Genomic DNA, 17,523 nt, shown 5'->3' on the forward strand with positions numbered 1-17,523 from the left:
AACGTTAGGGGGGTTACGTCATAAGCGTCAATGGCTTTCGCGCGGATCTCCGAAAGTTAAATCAGAAACAAAGAAAGCATCGGTGTGCCGAGAAGTTACCCGACCCGAATCCCCGTCCGTGACTGCCGGCATGTGGACACACACGAGGGCCCGGCGGCCGACGTCCGTCGACGGCCGCGGGTGGGCCCTGGAGTCGCCGGCAGGGTGCTGCCCGCCGTGACGGGCGGGCAGCACCCTTGGCTTCACCCGGCCAAGCCTCCCTTCACGGCGAGGGCATCGCGGGCAAGAGCGGTGCGCGCGGTCGCGTCGGTCACCAGTGCGGTGTCCTTGGCCAGTTGCGCGACCTGGTCCAGGACCGCGGCCGCCTGGTTGGTGCGCCCTGCGTCGGCGTGCGCCCGGGCCTGGTCGAGCCGGACCGTCAGCCGCTGCCGGCCCTGCTCGGTCAGCCGGTTCTCCGCACGCAGCTGGGTGATCAGGGTGTCCATCTCGTCGAAGGATGTGCGGGTGGTGAAGTGCACGGTGCGAGTGGTGGTGTTGCCCGCCGCGTCACGACCTGTGACCACCAAGTCGTGGTCGCCCAGCGGCAACCGCCACAGCAGCAGTGGCTGCCCCGGGGTGACGGGAGTACCGTCCAGCGTCGCGGTCGCGGTCGGCCCTCCGGAGACGGCGTCCGTGGCCGAGACCACCGGCGTCGGGCGCTGGGAGTCCCCGTAGGCGGTGTCGGCCGTCACGCCCGTGACCGTCACCGTGGGTCCGGTCCGGTCGATCCGGACGGCGATGGTGCCGACCGCGGAGATGTTGTTGGCCGTGTCCGTCGCCCGGTACCGGATGGAACTCATCCCCTCCGTGGAGAGGGTGACCGCGCTGTTCGCGCTCAACCAGGTCGTGCCGCCGTTGAGCGAGTACTCCCGGCTCCTGACGGCGCCGTTGTCGGTGGCGGTGACGGTCAGCGACACATTGCCCGTGTACCAGCCGTTGCTGCCGGTGGGCTGCGCCGGGTTGAGGGCCGCCGTCGCCGTCGGCGGGGTCCTGTCGGCGATGCCGGACCCCTGGAAGGTGAAGGAGTCCACATCGACGCCGCCGGAGGACGTGACGTAGAGCTGCCCGCTGCCGGAGGGAGCCGCGCTCAGCGCCGTGTTGATCGTCTGCCAGCCGTCACCCGCCGGGACCGTGATCGTGGCGAACGGGTCGGACCTGGGTGTGCCCCAGTGCAGCGACAGGGTTCCGGCGCCGGTGGCACGGGTCTGCACCCCGGTGATGCCGGCGAAGGACACCGGGTCGTAGCCGATCCAGTCGCCGTTGTCGAAGGCGGTCAGCTTGCGCTGTCCGGACGCGGTGGCGTCATCGGTGATCACGACGCCCTGGGACGAGTCGTAGTGTTCGCCCTGCTTGACAGCGGGGTTGAGGACGACCTGGGCGTCGCTGGTGGCGGGCGGCACGGAGCCGGCGCCGCGGTCGGTGTAGGTGAGACCGAGGACGCCGAAGACGTTCTCCGTGTCACCGTGGCCCGCGTCGGCCGGGGTGGTGATCGCCCCCGAGCAGCCGGTCCCGCTGCTCACCGGGTGGCCGTGCTGGTTGTGGCCGAGGCCGAGGGTCCAGGCGGCCTTGGTGCAGTCGACGTTGGTGCCGTCCTCCGGATCGTCGATCCGGGTGGCGTACGGCACCACGTCGCCCCAGGTGAAGAAGCCACCGTTGGGCGGGGAGGTGAACGCCACCGTCGGAGCGGTGTTGCCCACGGTGATCTGCTTGCTGGTCAGGCCGGTCTTGCTCTCGGGGTCGGTGACCTTGAGACGAGCCTGGAGCTGGCCGTTGTCGGGATAGGTGCGGGTGGCCGTGGGGCCGGTGGTCTCGAAAGTGCCGTTGCCGTCGAGGTCCCACTGGTAGGTGAGGGCGGAGCCTTCCGGGTCGCTGGAGCCGGTGGCGCTGAAGGAGACGGTGAGCGGCGCCTGGCCCGAGGAGGGGCTGGCACTGATCACCGCGGTGGGGGCCTTGTTGCCTTCGGCGTAGTCGATCCGGTAGAGGCCCGCGTCGGGGTTCTGCCGGAAGAAGCCGTCGCCGTAGTCGAGGACGTAGAGCGCGCCGTCGGGGCCGAACTCCAGGTCCATCGGGTTGTCCCACGGCGGGATGCCGTTCTCGGAACGCTGGCTGTTGGGGAGTACGTTCTCCAGCTTGGTGACCGGGCCGTCCGGGCCGGCCAGGGTCAGGGCGGCGACGTAGTCCTGGGAGAACTCCCCGAAGAAGGCCTTGCCGTCCCAGTAGGCGGGGAACTTGCCCGGGGCGGGGTTGGACGCGTCGTAGTGGTAGACCGGGCCGCCCATCGGGGCCTGGCCGCCGGGGCCGCCAGGGCCGCGGAAGGCGGTCAGTTCCGGCCAGGGCTGGTCGGTGTCGCGGTCGCCCTACCACAAGGTGGCCGCCCTCGACGGGGGCAGCTCGGTGAGGCCGGTGTTCCAGCGGGAGTCGTTGACCGGCGCCGCGCAGTCGAAGGCGGGGCCGGGGGTGAGGGTGGCGAAGTCGAAGTCCCGGTACGGACGGGTGTTGTCACCGGTGCAGAACGGCCAGCCGCTGTTCATGGCGGTGGTGGTGGTGTCCCACTCGACGTAGCCCATCGGTCCGCGGTTGGGGTCGGCGTTCCCGGCGTCGGGGCCGTAGTCGCCCCACATCACCGCGCCCGTGGCCTTGTCCACCGTCATCCGGTAGGGGTTGCGCAGGCCCATCACGAAGATCTCGGGACGGGTCTTGTCCGTGCCGACGGGGAACAGGTTGCCCGGCGGGATGGTGTACGTCCCGTCGTCCTGGACGTGGATGCGCAGGATCTTGCCGCGCAGGTCGTTGGTGTTCCCGGAGCCGCGGCGCTCGTCGAGGCCGGGGTTGTAGGTGGCCGCGTCGTTGATCGGGGTGTAACCGTTGACGTTGGGGCCGGACGCGGGAGTGTTGCCGCCGGTGGACAGGTAGAGGTTGCCCTGCGCGTCGAAGTCGACGTCGCCGGCGACGTGGCAGCACTGACCGCGGTTGGTGGTGACGCGGATGATCTCCTGGGCGGTGGACAGGTCGAGCTTGTCCCCCGTCCACTTGAAGCGGGTGAGGGTGTCGTAGCCCTCCCACTGCTTCCAGTACGCGTCGGTCTGCCCGGCCGGCAGCCGCTCGGGGGCCGCACCGGCGGGAGTGCTCAGCGGCGGCGAGTAGTAGAGGTAGACCCAGTGGTTGCTGGCGAAGTCCGGGTCGAGGGTGACGGTCTGCAGACCCATCTCTGAGTTCTGGTAGACGTCGAGGTGGTTCACGACCTTGGTGATTCCGGTGCCGGGGTCGGTCATCCGCAGATCGCCGTTGCGGGCGGTGTGCAGGACGCGCAGATCGGGCAGCACGGCGAGGTCGATCGGCTCGCCGGTGTCCTTGCTGAGCGTGGCCTTCTCGTAGTTCGACCAGTCCACGGCGGGGTCGGCGCTCGCCTGCGCCGCAAGTGCGTCGTCCGGGTGCGCCTGCGCAGCCGGTGCCAAGGCGAGGCCGCCCAGTATGGGCAGCGACGCCAGGAGCACCCCGGCCATGAGGCCTCTCAGGGTACGGTACACAGTGATGCGTCTCCTTGGTCTGTGCCGGTCAGGAGGTGCGCAGCCGGGCCGGCCCGCCGGTTGCGCCGTGGCAGCGGTACGCAACCGGCGGGCTGTGCCCGGTGGGGTGCCTGCGATCAGGCCAGCAGCCCCTTCAGGGCCGTGAAGCTGCGCTGCGCGGCGCCGAACGAACCCGGGGGGTTGGGCTGGGTGTTGGGCGCGGTGTCCTGCTCCCAGATGCCGACGTGGCTGCCGCGGGCCCCGATGTCCCGGATGAACTGCTGGTACGGCAGGACGCCGGCGCCGAACTCGACGATGGAGTAGCCGTCCGCACCCGAGCTGGCGGCGCCGTCCTTCATGTGGAACAGCGGGTACCGGTAGGGCTGGTTGCGCACGTAGGCCGCGGGGTCGAAGCCCGGCCAGCGGTGCTGGCCCACGTACGCCCAGTACACGTCCAGTTCCAGGTAGACGTAGCGCGGGTCGGTGTTGCGCAGGAAGACGTCGTACAGCCGGACCGACGGCTGGTCGGAGGCGAAGGCGAACTCTCCGGCGTGGTTGTGCTGGTACAGCTTCAGACCGCGGGCGGCCGCGGCCTGCCCCCAGGCGTTGAACTCGTCCGCGGCGGCGAGGTAGCCGGCGACCGTGTTGGAGTTCGACGGTGCGTTGGCGGTGCCGACGTGCGGCATGCCCAGGATCTGCGCCGCGTCGAGCTGGGCCTGGAGGTTGTTGCGGAAGTCCCCGATGCCGACGTGGCTGCCGATCGCCTTCAGGCCGTTGTCGTCCAGCAGTTGCCGGATCTCCTGGAGCGTGATCTGCCGGCCGAGGATCGAGGTGTTCTGCGTGTAGCCCGCGAACTCGACCTCCTTGTACCCGATGCGTGCCATCTCCTCCAGGACGACCCGGAAGCCGAGCGAGCTCACCTTGTCGCGGACGCTGTAGAGCTGCAGGGAGATGCGGTCCTTCGGGATGGACAGGATGCTGGTCGCGGCGGAGGCGGACGGCGCCGTCGCGGCGCCGACGATCGAGGCGGCGGCGACCGCCACGGTGCTGGCGGCGGTCGCCCGCAGGAATTCTCTGCGGTCGAAGGACTTGTCCAGGTGGCCCACGGTCACTCCTTGATGGGTGGGGCAAAGAAGAGTGGGGTGTGAGGTGTGTGGTGCTGACGGCGCGAAGCGCTCTTCGCCCGTGGACGGGCTGCGATCACAGACCGGTGCCCTCGGCAGCCGCTTCGGCCTCCGCCTGCGCGGTACGCGCCGCCACCTTCGCGGCGAGGTCGGCACCGCGATCCTGCGGGGCCGCCTTGGCGGCCCGGGCGAGCGACGCCGAGGGGGCGGTGGTGGTCGCGGCGATGCCGCCGCGCACGCGGGCCAGTTCGCCCACCTGGAGGGCGGGGCTGTTGTCCGTGGCGGTGAGCTTGCCGCGGACGATGGTGTTGTCCAGGACCACGTTCGCGTTGTTGCCGGTGACCGCGAGGTCGCCGCCGAGGTAGGTGGCCTGCGCGCAGGAACTGAGCGGGCCGTCGCCGCCGAGCTGGAGGGTGTCGGAGTTGTTCTGGTAGGCCGTGTCGCCCTGGACTTCGCTGGCGCACAGGACACCGCCGAGCGTGTTGGCGCTCACGGTCAGCGTCTTGGCGACCGTGCTGTCGTACACGTCGGTGTAGAGGTTCGCGTCGCCGGAGACGGCGCCGGAGACGGTGGTGCCGGAGATGTACAGCTCGCCTGAGGAGGCTCTTATGTCTCCCTTGACCGTGGCGTCGACGCTGTACAGGAAGCCTTCGACGGCCGAGATGCCGCCACTGGCCGTGGTGTTCTGCACATGTACGCCGAAGGCCCCCTGCTCGGTCACCGCGCCCTTGACGCTGCTGTCGGTGATGTCCAGGTAGGCGTTGTCCCCGACGGCGACGGTGCTGCTGAAGGTGACGCCCTTCGCCACGAGGTCGGCGCCGGCTTCGATCGTCACCGTGCCCTTGACCTTCGTACCGGTCAGCGTGCACGACGCACCGGCCGGCACCACGAGGGCGCCGCTCACGGTGACGGCTCCGCCTTCTCCCACACAGGTGGTCGTCAGCGCCGCCTGCGCGGGCGCCGCAATCGTGACCAGCCCTCCCGAGGCCACCAACGAAGCTGCAACAAGGTAGTAACGGATCTTCATGGAGCTTCCCTTCTGCTGCGGTTACGGCCACGGCGACATGCCGCGGCCGGGAACCCCCGCCACGGCGGGGTGCTGCGGAGTGCGGGACAACTGTTACGACGGAAACCCGCTACGTGCGGCGGGCGGGAGCTCGGCTTCTCGTCGGCGGTGAGGACGCGTCACATACGGCCCCGACACGCGGGGTGGGTTGCAAGGCCGCACTGGCGTTACGTCGACGCAACATCGCGTCGATCGGCTGGAACGCTAATCGGGGTCCCCAGTGGTGTCCAGAGCTTTGGACGGAGTCATCAAAATCTTTTGGGCGAACCGTCAAAAGATCGCCGTCATACGCGAATTGAATCCGCCCAAATGTTGGATAGCACCTTGACAGGGGTGACGCTCTGCCGCACGCTCGTGACGCTTCGCCACCCAGTCAGCGGTTCCAGGCACCATCGTCATCCCTGACAGGAGCGCTCATGCCGACCGGATCGTGGATCACCGGCGCCCGTGGCTCGGTCGCCACCACGGCACCTCCCGGACCGCTCGCCCTGCGGGCCGGACCGGCCGAACGCACCGGACGCGTGACCTGGTTGCCGCTCCCCCACGCAGGCCTTCCCGGGCCGGTCCGCCCCGGTCGTGGGCAACTGCGATGTATACGATCTCCCTCTGCGCCTGAACGCGGGGCTGCTCACATCGACGTGGGCGACGGCGGCAACTTCCCTTCCCCCTGACCGCCTCAGGGCTGCCGTAGCGCCTGACCGGCCTCGGCGAGGCCGCCTGTCGGGGCGCGGCCCACGGCCTCGTCTGTGAGGGACTGGACCGTGTGCCAAAGCAGACGAGCGTCTGAACTCCCGATCCGAGCCACGCTTGACCACGACCTGCTCCAGGACGATTGAATGCCCAAGTGATCGACTGGACGTAGGTGCTCGACCCCCTCGGGACTGCCGGCCGAGTGCCCGCCCTTCTGGACCAAGTGGAACATGATGAAGGTGCCGAGGCATGGGATCACCTTTGGGACGCGCTGTGCCTCGAAGGTGAGACCGTGGTTCCGGCGAGCTTCGCCGCACTTCCGCGGCTCGTGGCGCTCGGTCGGAGAAGTCCTGAAGCGCTGAGCCTGGCCGGGGCGATCATGCGCGGAGCCCTCCAGGATCACGGCGCTGACGACCTGCTGCTGAAATGCATCGACGTGGTGGCCCAACTACGGAAGCTACTGGACCAACGACTGAAGTCGCGGCCGACCGGCTACCTCCATGTCTTTCGCGACCTGCTGGCAGCCGATGGCCAGTACCACTGGAGTGCCGTACTGGGCAACTTCGCGGACGACTTCTACCACCTGCACTGCCCATGCTGCGACGTGCAGGTGACCGTCGCCATCGGCGACTACGGTCGGTACTCGGCCATCCGGGACTGGCATGCCGGAGATACAGAGAAGCGCGAACTGAAACCCGCTTCGCCCGAAGACCTCGGCGGCACCGGACACTGGATGTACGACACGGCCGTCCGTGACGGCCAGGACTGGCTCGCCAAAGGACTCACCTACCTCTTCGGGCGAGCCGAGTGCCCTCGTTGCGCCAGCACCTTCGTCATCGCGGCGGAGTACACGGCCGCCAACCTCCCGTCCCCGGAAGAGTGATCACAGGCAAGACTTCTGAAGCAGGGTTTCGACGGCACCCAGCGTCACCGCCAGAGAAGTTGAGCCAGAACCTGAGAGACGACAGCGTCAATGCATCCCCGCCGTCGCAGAGCCGCCACTCGGGAAGTCGCGACGACACCCGAAGCGCTGCGCGGTGCCCCCGCGGCGTCCGGCCACGGAGACTCCGCAAAAACCCGTAGGCGGACGAGGCGCCCACTGCTACATTGCCGGAGGCCGTGCGAGAGATCGAGGAGGTGGTACCCGTGAACGCAGTATCGACATGGGTGCTCCCCTCCGGGGTCACGGTCGGGCGGTAGGCAGGTCGTCCGGGAGCGCCGTTCCAGCGCACTCCCGAAAGGCACGACCATGCATTTCACTTCCGAGCAGCGCCTCGACGACGGCGTCCTCGAACGCGAATTCACCCTCGGGGAGATCCCCGGCATCCTGTGGACACCCGCATCCGCATCCGCACCGGTGCCGCTGATCCTGCTCGGCCACCCTCCCCTTGGGCTGCGCAAGATGTACCCCCGACTGGTGGACCGGGCCCGGCACTCCGCGGCGGAGGGCTTCGCGACGGCCACCATCGAGCTCCCCGGGAGCGGTGACCGGCCCCGTTGGCCCGCCGCCGAGCAGGCCCGCGCCGACCTGCGCCGGACGATGGAGGCCGGCGAGCGGGTCAGGGACGAGATCGTCGACGCCCTCATCCTCCCGCTGGTCGACAAGGCGGTCCCGGAATGGCAGGCCGCCGTGGACGCCCTCCTGTCGCTGCCCGAGATCGGCGGTCCGGTCGGGTACTCGGGGGGAGTGATCTCCATCGGCATCCGGCTGGCGGTGGTCGAGCCGCGCATCGTGGCCGCCGGTCTCTTCGCCGGGAGTTTCGTGCCCCGCGCCATGTTCGAGGAGGCCCGCCAGGTCACCATCCCGCTGCACGTCCTACTGCAGTGGGACGACGAGGGGAACGACCGGCAGGCGGCCCTGGACCTGTTCGACGCCTTCAGTTCCAAGGAGAAGTCCCTGCAGGCCAACATGGGCGGGCACACCGGCGTCCCGCAGTTCGCGGGAGACGCCGCGGCCCAGTTCTTCACCCGGCATCTGAAGTGAGGCCGAGCCGTCGGACCGGCAGCAGACGGTAGCCGATGCCGGCCGGCATGCCGCTCATGGAGGACAGGTCCCGGCCCTCCGCAGTCCTCCACAGCGTGGCCCCTGCCGAACTCTCGGCAGGGGCCCGTGCTGCCTGAAGTCAGGAATTGTTCGATTCTTCAGACCGTGTGGAGGGTCGGTTCAGGACCGGCGTCAGTCGGTGGCGGGCGCGGCGGCGTATTCCTGATCGGTGACCGGAGTCAGCCAGTGCACGACGTCGTGGTCGGCGTCGCTCTCGTTGACGGCCAGGTGGACCATCAGCCGGTTCGGCGCCGCGCCGTGCCAGTGTTCCTCGTCGGCCTCGAACAGGACGCGGTCGCCGGGACGGATGACCTCGACGGGCCCGCCGCGGCGCTGGCACAAGCCGACACCTTCGGTGACGAAGACGGTTTGGCTCAGCGGGTGGCGGTGCCAGTGGGTGCGCGCGCTTGGCATGAAGTGCACGAGGTTGGCACTGACCCGGGACGGGGCGGGAGCTGCGGCAACGGCGTCGATGTAGACGTCGCCGGTGAACCAGTCGGCCGGACCCTTGACGGTGTTGACGGAGCTTCGGGTGATCTTCAAGGTCGTTCCGATTCTGTGCGGGCGGCAGGTGAGCCGGCATGGCGAACCCGCCGCCCTCCTGGACAAGCACGAGCGGTGGGCTGTCGTCCGGCCAGGTCCGCATAGGAGTGACAGGAGGAGGGCGAACGTTGTGCGGGTGACTGGTCAGGGCTTGAGGAGCGTCTTGATGGCGCGGCGTTCGTCCATGGCCTTGTAGCCCTCCGCGACGTGTTCAAGGGGCAGGGTGAGGTCGAAGACCTTGCCCGGGTTGATCTGCCCCGACAGGACGCGGTCGATCAGGTCGGGCAGGTAGCGGCGCACGGGGGCGGGGCCGCCGCGCAGGCCGACGTGGGAGTAGAACAGTTCTTCCCCGTCGATGGCGACGTCGTGGGGGACGCCGACGAAGCCGACGTTGCCGCCGGGCCGGGCCGAGTGCAGGGCCTGCCGCATGGACTGGGCGGTGCCGACGCATTCAAGGACGGAGTCCGCGCCGACGCCACTGGTGAGGTCCTTGATCCCGGCGACGCCCTCGTCCCCGCGCTGGGTGACGATGTCGGTGGCGCCGAACTCCAGGGCGAGCTTCTGGCGTGTCTCGTGGCGGCTCATCACGATGATCCGCTCCGCGCCCATCTCCTTCGCCGCGATCACCGCGCACAGTCCGACCGCGCCGTCACCGACCACTACGGCGGTGGAGCCGGGCTTGACCTGGGCGGCGTCGGCGGCGAACCAGCCGGTGCCCATCACGTCGGAGACGGCCAGCAGGCCGGGCCAGAACTCCTCGCCCGGCACCTCGCCGGTGGCGACCAGGGTGCCCTGGGCGTTCGGGATGCGCACGTACTCGGCCTGGCAGGTACTCATGAACTGGCGGCTCAGGCAGCTGGACTGGAAGCCGTTCCGGCAGTTGGCACAGGTGTTGTCCGAGGTGGCGAACGATCCCACGACAAACTGGCCCGGCTTTACCGCGGTGACCTCGGCTCCGACCTCCTCGACGAAGCCGACGTACTCGTGCCCCATCGGGTGCGCCTCGTCCGTGGCGTCCAGGCCGCGCCAAGGCCACAGGTCCGAACCGCACACACAGGTGACGGCCGTGCGGATGACCGCATCCGTCGGCTTGAGGATCTTCGGGTCGTCCAGGGTCTCGAGGCGCACATCGCCGGGGGCGTGGATCACTGCTCCGCGCATCAGGAAAGTCCTCACGTGTTGAAGGGGTGGGGCCTCGGGCGGCGTGCGGGCCGCCATGGCCGTAGCCGGACCGGGGGTGCGCATGGGCGCACCGTCGTCCCTTGCGCACCGGCCGGCAGGGCACCCCGCGGTGCGGCTGCGCCGCTCGGGGAGTGCCCCTCCAGGTAACCGCCGATGCCGACGGCGAGGGAGTCACCGCTGAGGGGTGTACTGCTGGTACATCGCTCCCGCAAGGTGCGAGCCATACGGTCGGAGACATGGACAACCGTGAGGAGGTCCGCGAGTTCCTGACCTCGCGGCGAGCGAAGATCACCCCGGAGCGGGCCGGCCTGCCCGCCGGTTCCCGGCGGCGTGTGCCGGGACTGCGCAGGAGCGAGGTCGCCGCGCTGGCCGACATGAGCGTCGAGTACTACGCGAAGCTGGAGCGCGGCAGCCTCGCGGGCGTCTCCCCCGCCGTCCTCGAGGCCGTCGCCCGCGCGCTCCGACTGGACGACGCCGAACGCGCCCACCTGCTGCACCTGGCCCAGGCTGCCGACGGCTCCGACGCCCTCACCCGCCCCCGACGCCGCGCCACCCGGCAGTGGAGCCCGCACCTCAGCCTGCAATGGACCCTCGACGCGATCACGGCGGGGCCCGCGGTCGTGTGCAACGGCCGGATGGACGTCCTGGCCGCCAACCCACTCGCCCGCGCCTTCTACAGCGACCTGTTCGGCAACGCGGACAACCAGCAGAACCTGGCTCGCTTCAACTTCCTCGACCCAGCCTCCCACCGGTTCTACCCCGACTGGGAGCTCTTCGGGGACATGGCGGTGGCCATCTTGCGTCGCGAGGCCGGCCGCGACCCCCACGACAAGGACCTGCACGACCTCGTCGGGGAGCTGTCCACGCGCAGCGAAGCCTTCCGCACCCGCTGGGGCGCCCACAACGTCCGCCGCCACGGGACCGGCACCAAGAGGTTCCACCACCCCGCGGTCGGCGACCTCACCCTCGCCTACGAGGCCCTGGATCTCGCAGCCGAACCCGGCTTCACCATGACCATCTACACCGCCGAACCAGGCTCCCCCAGCGAAGAAGGACTACGTCTGCTCGCCTCCCTCGCCGCCACCGAGGACACCCACCCGGCATCGCGGCACCCCACCAACTGAGGCCGCCAGCCATCCGGCCGCCAACTGTGCTTGCTTCGCGACTGTGGATTCCTCCACCCCTTCATGGCTGCCGGCGATGCTGTTCCGCGTCCGCCTTCGCCGGGCGTTGCGTCGGCTGGGGTGCGGTCATGTCGAGCAGGAGCAGGGCGTCGTGGTCGGGGGTGCCGGGTTCGGCGGTGTAGACGCCGATGCGCTGGCCGGGAGTGCCTTCCAGCTGCATGGACTGGGAGGTGAGCGTGACGGTTCCGACGCGGGGGTGGTGGAAGGTCTTCTGTGCGGGCTTGCGGCCGGTGACCTCGTAGCGTTCCCACAGCCGGGCGAAGTCGGGGCTTTTGAGGAGGAGTTCGCCGACCAGGTTGGTCAGGTCGGGGGCGTCGGGAGCGGTGCCTGCGACGGCGCGCAGCCGGGCGACGCAGGCGGTGATCTGACGGTCCCAGTCGGGGAACAGGTCGCGGGCGGCCGGGTGGAGGAAGAGGTAGCGGGCGAGGTTGCGGTGCTTGGCCGGCCAGTCCTCCAAGCCTGCGTACAGAGCGAGGCCGCCGGGGTTCCACGCCAGCAGGTCCATGCTGCGGCTGATGACGTAGGCCGGGTTCGGCCGTAGCGATTCCAGCAGCAGCTTCAGATGCGGGCGAACGGTGCGGCTCGGTGCGGGCGGCGTCTCGGGCGCGTAGCGGGCGGCCCGGGCGGCCAGATCCCGCAGATGCTGGTGTTCCTGGCCGTCCAGGTGCAGTGCGCGGGCGAGCGCGTCGAGGACGGAAGGGCTGGGGCGGGTCTCCTTGCCGCGTTCGAGGCGCACGTAGTAGTCGATGCTGATCCCGGCAAGGGTGGCCAGCTCTTCGCGGCGCAGCCCCGGTGTGCGGCGCAGCCCCGGGCCGACGGTGAGACCGGCGTGCTGCGGGCTGGTCTGGGTGCGGCGGGCGCGCAGGAATCGTCCCAGCTCCGCGCCTTCGCTACCGCCAGTGGAGTGCTCCGATGCCATGAGACCAGTGTCACCCATGGTGACGGCCGAGTGAGGGGCCCTGTCATTACCCCCGAACGGCTCGGCCTGCCTGCGGGCGCCGGAAAGCACGAGGGTGAAGAGACGACGAGCTGCGGCCACAACCCTCACGACGCCAGGTTGAGCGATCACGGGACGGTCGGCAGCCGAGAGGGACACAGCGCGCGAGACGACGGAGCGGAGAGAGCGGATGCGGTACATCAAGCTGCGTGACCTGGAAGTATCCCGGATCGGTCTGGGTGCTATGGGTATGTCGCACGGCTACACGGGTTCCGGTATCGATGAGGCGGAGTCCGTACGGACCCTGCACCGGGCGCTGGAGCTGGGCGTGACGCTGATCGACACCGCAGAGATCTACGGCCCCTACACCAACGAGGATCTCCTCGGGCGGGCGCTGAAGGGTCGCCGTGAGCAGGTGGTGCTGGCGACGAAGTTCGGCCTCGTGTCGCACGCGGGCGAGGGGGCGTGGAATCCGGACAGCAGCCCGGCCAACGTACGCGCCGCCGTCGAAGGATCGCTGAAGCGGCTGGGCACCGACCACATCGACCTGTACTACCAGCACCGGGTCGACCCGAACGTCCCGATCGAGGAGACGGCCGGCGCGGTCGGCGAACTGGTCGCGGAGGGCAAGGTCCGCTTCTTCGGCCTGTCCGAGGCCGGCCCGGACACCATCCGCCGCGCCCATGCCGTCCATCCCGTCACCGCGGTGCAGTCTGAGTACTCCCTGTGGACGCGGGGCGTGGAGGAGCGGGTACTGCCGGTGCTGCGCGAGCTGAACATCGGCCTGGTGCCGTTCTCGCCGCTCGGGCGCGGCTTCCTCACCGGCACGATCCGCTCCACCGACCAGTTCGACGAGGACGACTTCCGGCACGGCAACCCGCGCTTCAGCGGCGAGAACTTCCAGCGCAACCTGGCGATCGCCGACGAGGTCCAAGCCGTCGCCGCGGAAGCGGGCGCCACACCCGCCCAGGTCGCGCTGGCCTGGCTGCTCGCGCAGGGCGAGGACATCGCGCCCATCCCCGGCACCAAGCGCGTGGCCCGGGCCGAGGAGAACACCGCCGCCGACGGCATCACCCTGACCGCCGGGCAGATCGACAAACTCAGCAGCCTGCCGGCCGCCGCCGGCGACACCCACACCGCGGCCCAGGCGCAGATGCTCGAACGCTGAGCCGGCCACCACCGTGCCCAGCCGGCAGCGACCGGCCGGGATCTCCCACCGCACGACACTTTTCCAGGCAGGAGCAGCTTTCATGCGCGCAGCAGTGATGTACGGAGCCGGCGACGTACGGATCGAGAATCGTCCCGACCCGAAGATCCACCAGCCCACCGACGCCGTCGTCCGCGTCGTGCTGTCCTGCGTGTGCGGCAGCGACCTGTGGCCCTACGCGTCGATGCCTGCCGCCGGGACCGGCCGGCCTATGGGGCACGAGTTCCTCGGCATCGTCGAGGAGACCGGGGCCGATGTGTCGGGGCTCAAGACGGGCGACCTGGTCGTGGCACCGTTCACGTACTGCGACAACACGTGCGACTACTGCGCCCGGGGCCTGCACATGTCGTGCCGCAACGGCGGCAGGTACGGGTTCAACGGCGTGGACGGCGGCCAGGGCGAGGCGGTGCGCGTCCCGCAGGCCGCCGGCACCCTGGTCAGACTGCCCGTCGACGCCGGCTCCGCTCTGCTGCCCTCGCTGCTGACGCTCTCCGACGTGATGGGCACCGGTCACCACGGCGCCGTCACCGCCGGTGTGCGCCGCGGCGACTCGGTGCTGGTCATCGGCGACGGCGCGGTCGGGCTCTGTGCGGTGATCGCCGCCAAGCGCCTCGGCGCCGAGCAGATCATCCTCATGGGCCGGCACACCGCCCGCACCGACCTCGGGCGCGAGTTCGGGGCCACCGACGTCGTCGTCGAACGCGGCGAGGAAGGCCTCTCCCGGGTACGGGACCTGACCGGCGGCGACGGAGTCCGCAGGGTCATCGAAGCGGTCGGCACCCGCCAGACCCTGGAAACCGCCCTTGCGGCCGTCGACGACGGCGGCACCATCAGCCGCCTGGGCGTCCCGCAGTACGAGGACGGGCCGGTCGGCCCGTCGATGATCATGCGGAACATCACCCTCACCGGCGGCGCCAGCCATGCCCGTGCCTACATCGAGCAGCTCCTGCCCGACGTCCTGGACGGCACCATCAGCCCCGGCCGCGTCTTCGACCAAGGCTTCTCCCTGGACCAGGTCCCGCAGGCCTACCGGGCGATGGCTGACCGCCGCGTCCTGAAGGCCCTCATCACCCTCTGACCGGTGCCGGTGCCTGTGGCTCCGGTCCCCTTCAGTCCATGAGCCCACTGTGACATCCGAGCGACAAGGAAGATCCCGTGCAGACCGTCACCCTGAACAACGGCGTGCAGATGCCGATCCTCGGCTTCGGCGTCTACCAGATCCCGCCGGAGCGGACCGAGCAGGCCGTCTCCGACGCCCTCGCCGCCGGTTACCGGCTCCTCGACACCGCGGCCGCCTACGGCAACGAGGAGGCCGTCGGCCGCGCCATCAAGGCCAGCGGCATCCCGCGCGAGGAGCTGTTCGTCACCACCAAGCTCTGGGTGCAGGACGCCCCCGCCCACGACAACACCCGGCGCGCCACGGAGACGTCTTTGAAGAAGCTGGGTCTGGACCACCTCGACCTGTACCTGATGCACCAGCCCTACGGCGATGTCTACGGCCAGTGGCGTGCGATGGAGGCCGCCACCCGGGAAGGCCTGGCCAGGGCGATCGGCGTGGCCAACTTCTACCCCGACCGGCTCCTTGACCTCATCTTCAACAATGAGATTCCGCCCGCGGTCAACCAGATCGAGACGCACCCGTTCTTCCAGCGCTCCGCCGACCACGACCTCATGCGCGAGCACGGCGTCCGGCACCAGTCCTGGGGCGGATTCGCCGAGGGCCGGAACGACCTGTTCACGCACCCCCTCCTCGGCGAGATCGGCGCGGCGCACGGCAAGTCCGTGGCGCAGGTCGTGCTGCGCTGGCTGATCCAGCGCGGCATCGTCACCATCCCGAAGTCGGTGAACCCCGACCGGATGGCACAGAACATCGATGTCTTCGATTTCGCGCTCACCGACGGGCAGATGGCCGCGATCGCCGGCCTCGACACCGGCACGACGCTGTTCTTCGACCACCACGACCCCGAGATGGTCGCCTGGCTCAGCAAGCGCCGCCTGGACAGCTGACCCGCAGGGCTCGGGGCATCCCCTGGCACCGCCCTGCCCGTCAGTCACTCGGAGGCGTATTTCGTGATCACGTCACAGCACAGCACCGCCGTGCCCAGCCGGCGCACCGTCCCGCGCCGGGCACTGCTGACAGGAGCCGCCGCTCTGGCAGGAAGCCACCTGACGGGGTGCTCGCCGTCCTCGCCCCCACCAGAAACCAGCGCACCCTCCCAGTCGGCTGCTACGACCGGAAGCAACCGAAGGCGAGTCCTGCTGGTCTACTTCTCCCGGCCGGGCGAGAACTACTACTACGGCCGCCGCACCGACTTGACGGTGGGCAACACCGAGGTCCTGGCGAGGAAGATCCGCAGCCGCATCACCTGCGACACCTACCGCATCCCGGCCGCCGACCCCTACCCGCACGACTACGACGTGACCGTCCGGCGCAACGTCCACGAGCAGGACACCGACGCCCGGCCGGGCATCACCGGCCGCCTGCCTGCTCTCGATGGCTACGACACGATCCTGCTGGGCAGTCCCATCTGGAACGTCAGGGCGCCGATGATCATGACGACGTTCACCGAATCCCTCGATTGGCGCGGGAAAAGCGTCCATCCGGTCACCACCTACGCCATGAGCGGCCTGGGAACGACCGCACGCGACTACACCGCCTCCTGCCCCGGTGCCACCATCGCAGAAGGTCTCGCAGTCCGCGGCGAACAAGTCGAACGGGCCGATTCCGACATCGAAGCGTGGTTGCAGCGCGTCGGGATCCCCCGCCTATGACCGCGCCCTCGGGCCTGACGGCTGCCCCGGGTCTCCTGCGACGCCATCACCAGAGGTACGGCGACACCGCCAAGCCCCGCAGGCGCGGTATGGCTACGCAGTGGATACCAGCGACATGATCTCCGGGTTGAGCTGTATGTGAGGGGAGGTGAGAGCGCCTGACGCGCTTCCCTCCTGGTGGGTCTGCGAGATCTGCTCGAAGAGCAGGTCCACTGCCGCTCCGCCCATCTCCCGGTAAGGAACCCGGACGGCCGTGACAGGTGTCGCAGCCAGGGGCGCCAATGCGGTCGCGTCGTAGCCGACGATGGCCACATCCATGGGCTCTCGCCTGCTGTTCCCGGCAGCAAAGACGTGGCTCGCGCGGATCGCCAGCATGCCGTTGGTGCAGAAGAGGCCGTCCGGCCGTTCTTCCTGTGCCCGTTGGGCAATGGCCTCGGCGCAGGCGGCTCCCGCGTTCAGGGATCCGTTGGCTGTGCGCATCACCTCCAGGGCGACGCCGGGTGCGGAGCTGAGAGCCGCTACGGCTCCGCGGAGTTGGTCTTGAACCTGCCAGTCGTCGAGATCATCCGAGAGGAAGCCAAGTCGTCTTCGGCCCTGGCCGATGAGGTGCTGGACACCCATGCGGCCTCCGAGGGCATGATCCGTCGAGACGGACGCCTGGGAGGTCGATGTCGGCTGCCGTGTGATGACCACACTCGGAATGCCGCGGCTGCGGATCCTGGCGAGTTCGGATTCGACGTCTCCGACGGGCGCAATGATGATGCCGGCCACTCGTTGCTGTTCGAACAGACGGAGATAGGACCGTTCGCGCTCCTCGGAGCTCACGTTGGCCATGAGGAGGTGCATGTTCTCCTTCGCGATCCGCTGCTCAATGGCGTGGGTAGCCTCGGATGCCAACGCGCGGACGGGTACGGCTGCGATGCATCCGATCACGGGGTTCGTGCCCGTGCGAAGCTTGCGTGCTGCGTCGTTGGGGACGAAGCCGAGGGCTTCCACCGCCTGCCGAACACGATCTTGGGTGGCGCTGGTGAGCTTGTGGGGATAGTGGAAGTAGTTCGAGACCGTGGAGGCGGACACGCCGGCTGCAGCGGCCACATCACGGATGGTCGTCTGGTTCAGCCGATTCTCCCGGGACTCGAGGCGGCGTCCGGCCGCGGGGGGGGGTGAGGCGCACGGGTCCGTGGCGACCGGACCGGTGCGCATCTGTTCTTGTGCAAGCGTGCGTGGGA

General features: G+C 69.5%; 15 protein-coding genes. 7 read left to right on the forward strand and 8 right to left on the reverse strand.

Annotated elements, in window-relative coordinates:
* Nucleotides 1-242 precede the first annotated feature (242 nt).
* The 4 genes from PV350_RS04350 to PV350_RS04365 form a co-directional block, all read right to left on the reverse strand.
* Nucleotides 243-2,318 carry an OmpL47-type beta-barrel domain-containing protein gene (locus PV350_RS04350; protein WP_500332881.1) on the reverse strand — a complete coding sequence of 692 codons (2,076 nt, stop codon included), beginning with the start codon at nt 2,316-2,318 and terminating at the stop codon, nt 243-245.
* 78 nt (nt 2,319-2,396) lie between these two features.
* Nucleotides 2,397-3,542: a PQQ-dependent sugar dehydrogenase gene (locus PV350_RS04355; RefSeq protein WP_500332882.1), complete on the reverse strand. Its 1,146-nt coding sequence runs from the start codon at nt 3,540-3,542 to the stop codon at nt 2,397-2,399.
* A gap of 140 nt (nt 3,543-3,682) precedes the next feature.
* Nucleotides 3,683-4,651 carry a sugar phosphate isomerase/epimerase family protein gene (locus tag PV350_RS04360; RefSeq protein WP_500332883.1) on the reverse strand — a complete coding sequence of 323 codons (969 nt, stop codon included), beginning with the start codon at nt 4,649-4,651 and terminating at the stop codon, nt 3,683-3,685.
* A gap of 94 nt (nt 4,652-4,745) precedes the next feature.
* Nucleotides 4,746-5,696, reverse strand: a complete 951-nt coding sequence (locus PV350_RS04365) for a hypothetical protein (RefSeq protein ID WP_499516428.1) — start codon at nt 5,694-5,696, stop codon at nt 4,746-4,748.
* A gap of 901 nt (nt 5,697-6,597) precedes the next feature.
* Here PV350_RS04365 and PV350_RS04370 point away from each other — a divergent pair.
* Together PV350_RS04370 and PV350_RS04375 are read left to right on the forward strand one after the other, a co-directional pair.
* Nucleotides 6,598-7,308 carry a hypothetical protein gene (locus PV350_RS04370; RefSeq protein WP_500332884.1) on the forward strand — a complete coding sequence of 237 codons (711 nt, stop codon included), beginning with the start codon at nt 6,598-6,600 and terminating at the stop codon, nt 7,306-7,308.
* A gap of 366 nt (nt 7,309-7,674) precedes the next feature.
* Nucleotides 7,675-8,409, forward strand: coding sequence for an alpha/beta hydrolase (locus PV350_RS04375; RefSeq protein ID WP_500332885.1), 735 nt, complete (start codon nt 7,675-7,677; stop codon nt 8,407-8,409).
* Nucleotides 8,410-8,601: 192 nt separating this feature from the next.
* Here the strand turns inward: PV350_RS04375 and PV350_RS04380 are convergent, their stop codons facing one another.
* Both PV350_RS04380 and PV350_RS04385 read right to left on the reverse strand, forming a co-directional pair.
* Nucleotides 8,602-9,012 carry a (R)-mandelonitrile lyase gene (locus PV350_RS04380; RefSeq protein ID WP_500332887.1) on the reverse strand — a complete coding sequence of 137 codons (411 nt, stop codon included), beginning with the start codon at nt 9,010-9,012 and terminating at the stop codon, nt 8,602-8,604.
* 144 nt (nt 9,013-9,156) lie between these two features.
* A complete protein-coding gene (locus tag PV350_RS04385; RefSeq protein ID WP_500332888.1) occupies nt 9,157-10,173 on the reverse strand; it encodes a zinc-dependent alcohol dehydrogenase family protein in 1,017 nt (338 codons plus the stop codon).
* Nucleotides 10,174-10,430: 257 nt separating this feature from the next.
* Here PV350_RS04385 and PV350_RS04390 point away from each other — a divergent pair, with 257 nt between their 5' ends.
* Nucleotides 10,431-11,318 (forward strand): helix-turn-helix transcriptional regulator, encoded by an 888-nt coding sequence (locus tag PV350_RS04390; RefSeq protein WP_500332889.1) that lies wholly within the window; start codon nt 10,431-10,433, stop codon nt 11,316-11,318.
* A gap of 61 nt (nt 11,319-11,379) precedes the next feature.
* Here the strand turns inward: PV350_RS04390 and PV350_RS04395 are convergent, their stop codons facing one another.
* Nucleotides 11,380-12,297: a helix-turn-helix transcriptional regulator gene (locus PV350_RS04395; protein ID WP_500332890.1), complete on the reverse strand. Its 918-nt coding sequence runs from the start codon at nt 12,295-12,297 to the stop codon at nt 11,380-11,382.
* A 208-nt stretch (nt 12,298-12,505) separates the two neighbouring features.
* On the opposite strand from PV350_RS04395, the gene PV350_RS04400 reads away from it, so the two are divergent.
* The 4 genes from PV350_RS04400 (at nt 12,506) to PV350_RS04415 (ending at nt 16,294) form a co-directional block, all read left to right on the forward strand.
* Entirely contained in the window at nt 12,506-13,483 is a 978-nt protein-coding gene (locus tag PV350_RS04400) for an aldo/keto reductase (RefSeq protein WP_500332891.1), read from the forward strand.
* A gap of 82 nt (nt 13,484-13,565) precedes the next feature.
* Nucleotides 13,566-14,600 carry a zinc-binding dehydrogenase gene (locus PV350_RS04405; protein ID WP_500332892.1) on the forward strand — a complete coding sequence of 345 codons (1,035 nt, stop codon included), beginning with the start codon at nt 13,566-13,568 and terminating at the stop codon, nt 14,598-14,600.
* A gap of 77 nt (nt 14,601-14,677) precedes the next feature.
* Nucleotides 14,678-15,529: an aldo/keto reductase gene (locus PV350_RS04410; protein ID WP_500332893.1), complete on the forward strand. Its 852-nt coding sequence runs from the start codon at nt 14,678-14,680 to the stop codon at nt 15,527-15,529.
* Nucleotides 15,530-15,841: 312 nt separating this feature from the next.
* Nucleotides 15,842-16,294 (forward strand): flavodoxin, encoded by a 453-nt coding sequence (locus PV350_RS04415; protein ID WP_500332894.1) that lies wholly within the window; start codon nt 15,842-15,844, stop codon nt 16,292-16,294.
* A 93-nt stretch (nt 16,295-16,387) separates the two neighbouring features.
* Here the strand turns inward: PV350_RS04415 and PV350_RS04420 are convergent, their stop codons facing one another.
* Nucleotides 16,388-17,389 (reverse strand): LacI family DNA-binding transcriptional regulator, encoded by a 1,002-nt coding sequence (locus tag PV350_RS04420; protein WP_500332895.1) that lies wholly within the window; start codon nt 17,387-17,389, stop codon nt 16,388-16,390.
* Nucleotides 17,390-17,523 lie beyond the last annotated feature (134 nt).

Source organism: Streptomyces sp. PA03-6a, from assembly GCF_033792765.1.
In the GTDB taxonomy this organism is placed as follows: Bacteria; Actinomycetota; Actinomycetes; order Streptomycetales; family Streptomycetaceae; genus Actinacidiphila.

Coding starts and splice junctions, on each gene's coding strand:
- PV350_RS04350 (WP_500332881.1), bottom strand. CDS start 2,318: ATGGGCGGCCCGGTCTACCACTACGACGCGTCCAACCCCGCCCCGGGC.
- PV350_RS04355 (WP_500332882.1), bottom strand. CDS start 3,542: ATGGCCGGGGTGCTCCTGGCGTCGCTGCCCATACTGGGCGGCCTCGCC.
- PV350_RS04365 (WP_499516428.1), bottom strand. CDS start 5,696: ATGAAGATCCGTTACTACCTTGTTGCAGCTTCGTTGGTGGCCTCGGGA.
- PV350_RS04375 (WP_500332885.1), top strand. CDS start 7,675: ATGCATTTCACTTCCGAGCAGCGCCTCGACGACGGCGTCCTCGAACGC.
- PV350_RS04385 (WP_500332888.1), bottom strand. CDS start 10,173: ATGCGCGGAGCAGTGATCCACGCCCCCGGCGATGTGCGCCTCGAGACC.
- PV350_RS04390 (WP_500332889.1), top strand. CDS start 10,431: ATGGACAACCGTGAGGAGGTCCGCGAGTTCCTGACCTCGCGGCGAGCG.
- PV350_RS04395 (WP_500332890.1), bottom strand. CDS start 12,297: ATGGCATCGGAGCACTCCACTGGCGGTAGCGAAGGCGCGGAGCTGGGA.
- PV350_RS04400 (WP_500332891.1), top strand. CDS start 12,506: ATGCGGTACATCAAGCTGCGTGACCTGGAAGTATCCCGGATCGGTCTG.
- PV350_RS04405 (WP_500332892.1), top strand. CDS start 13,566: ATGCGCGCAGCAGTGATGTACGGAGCCGGCGACGTACGGATCGAGAAT.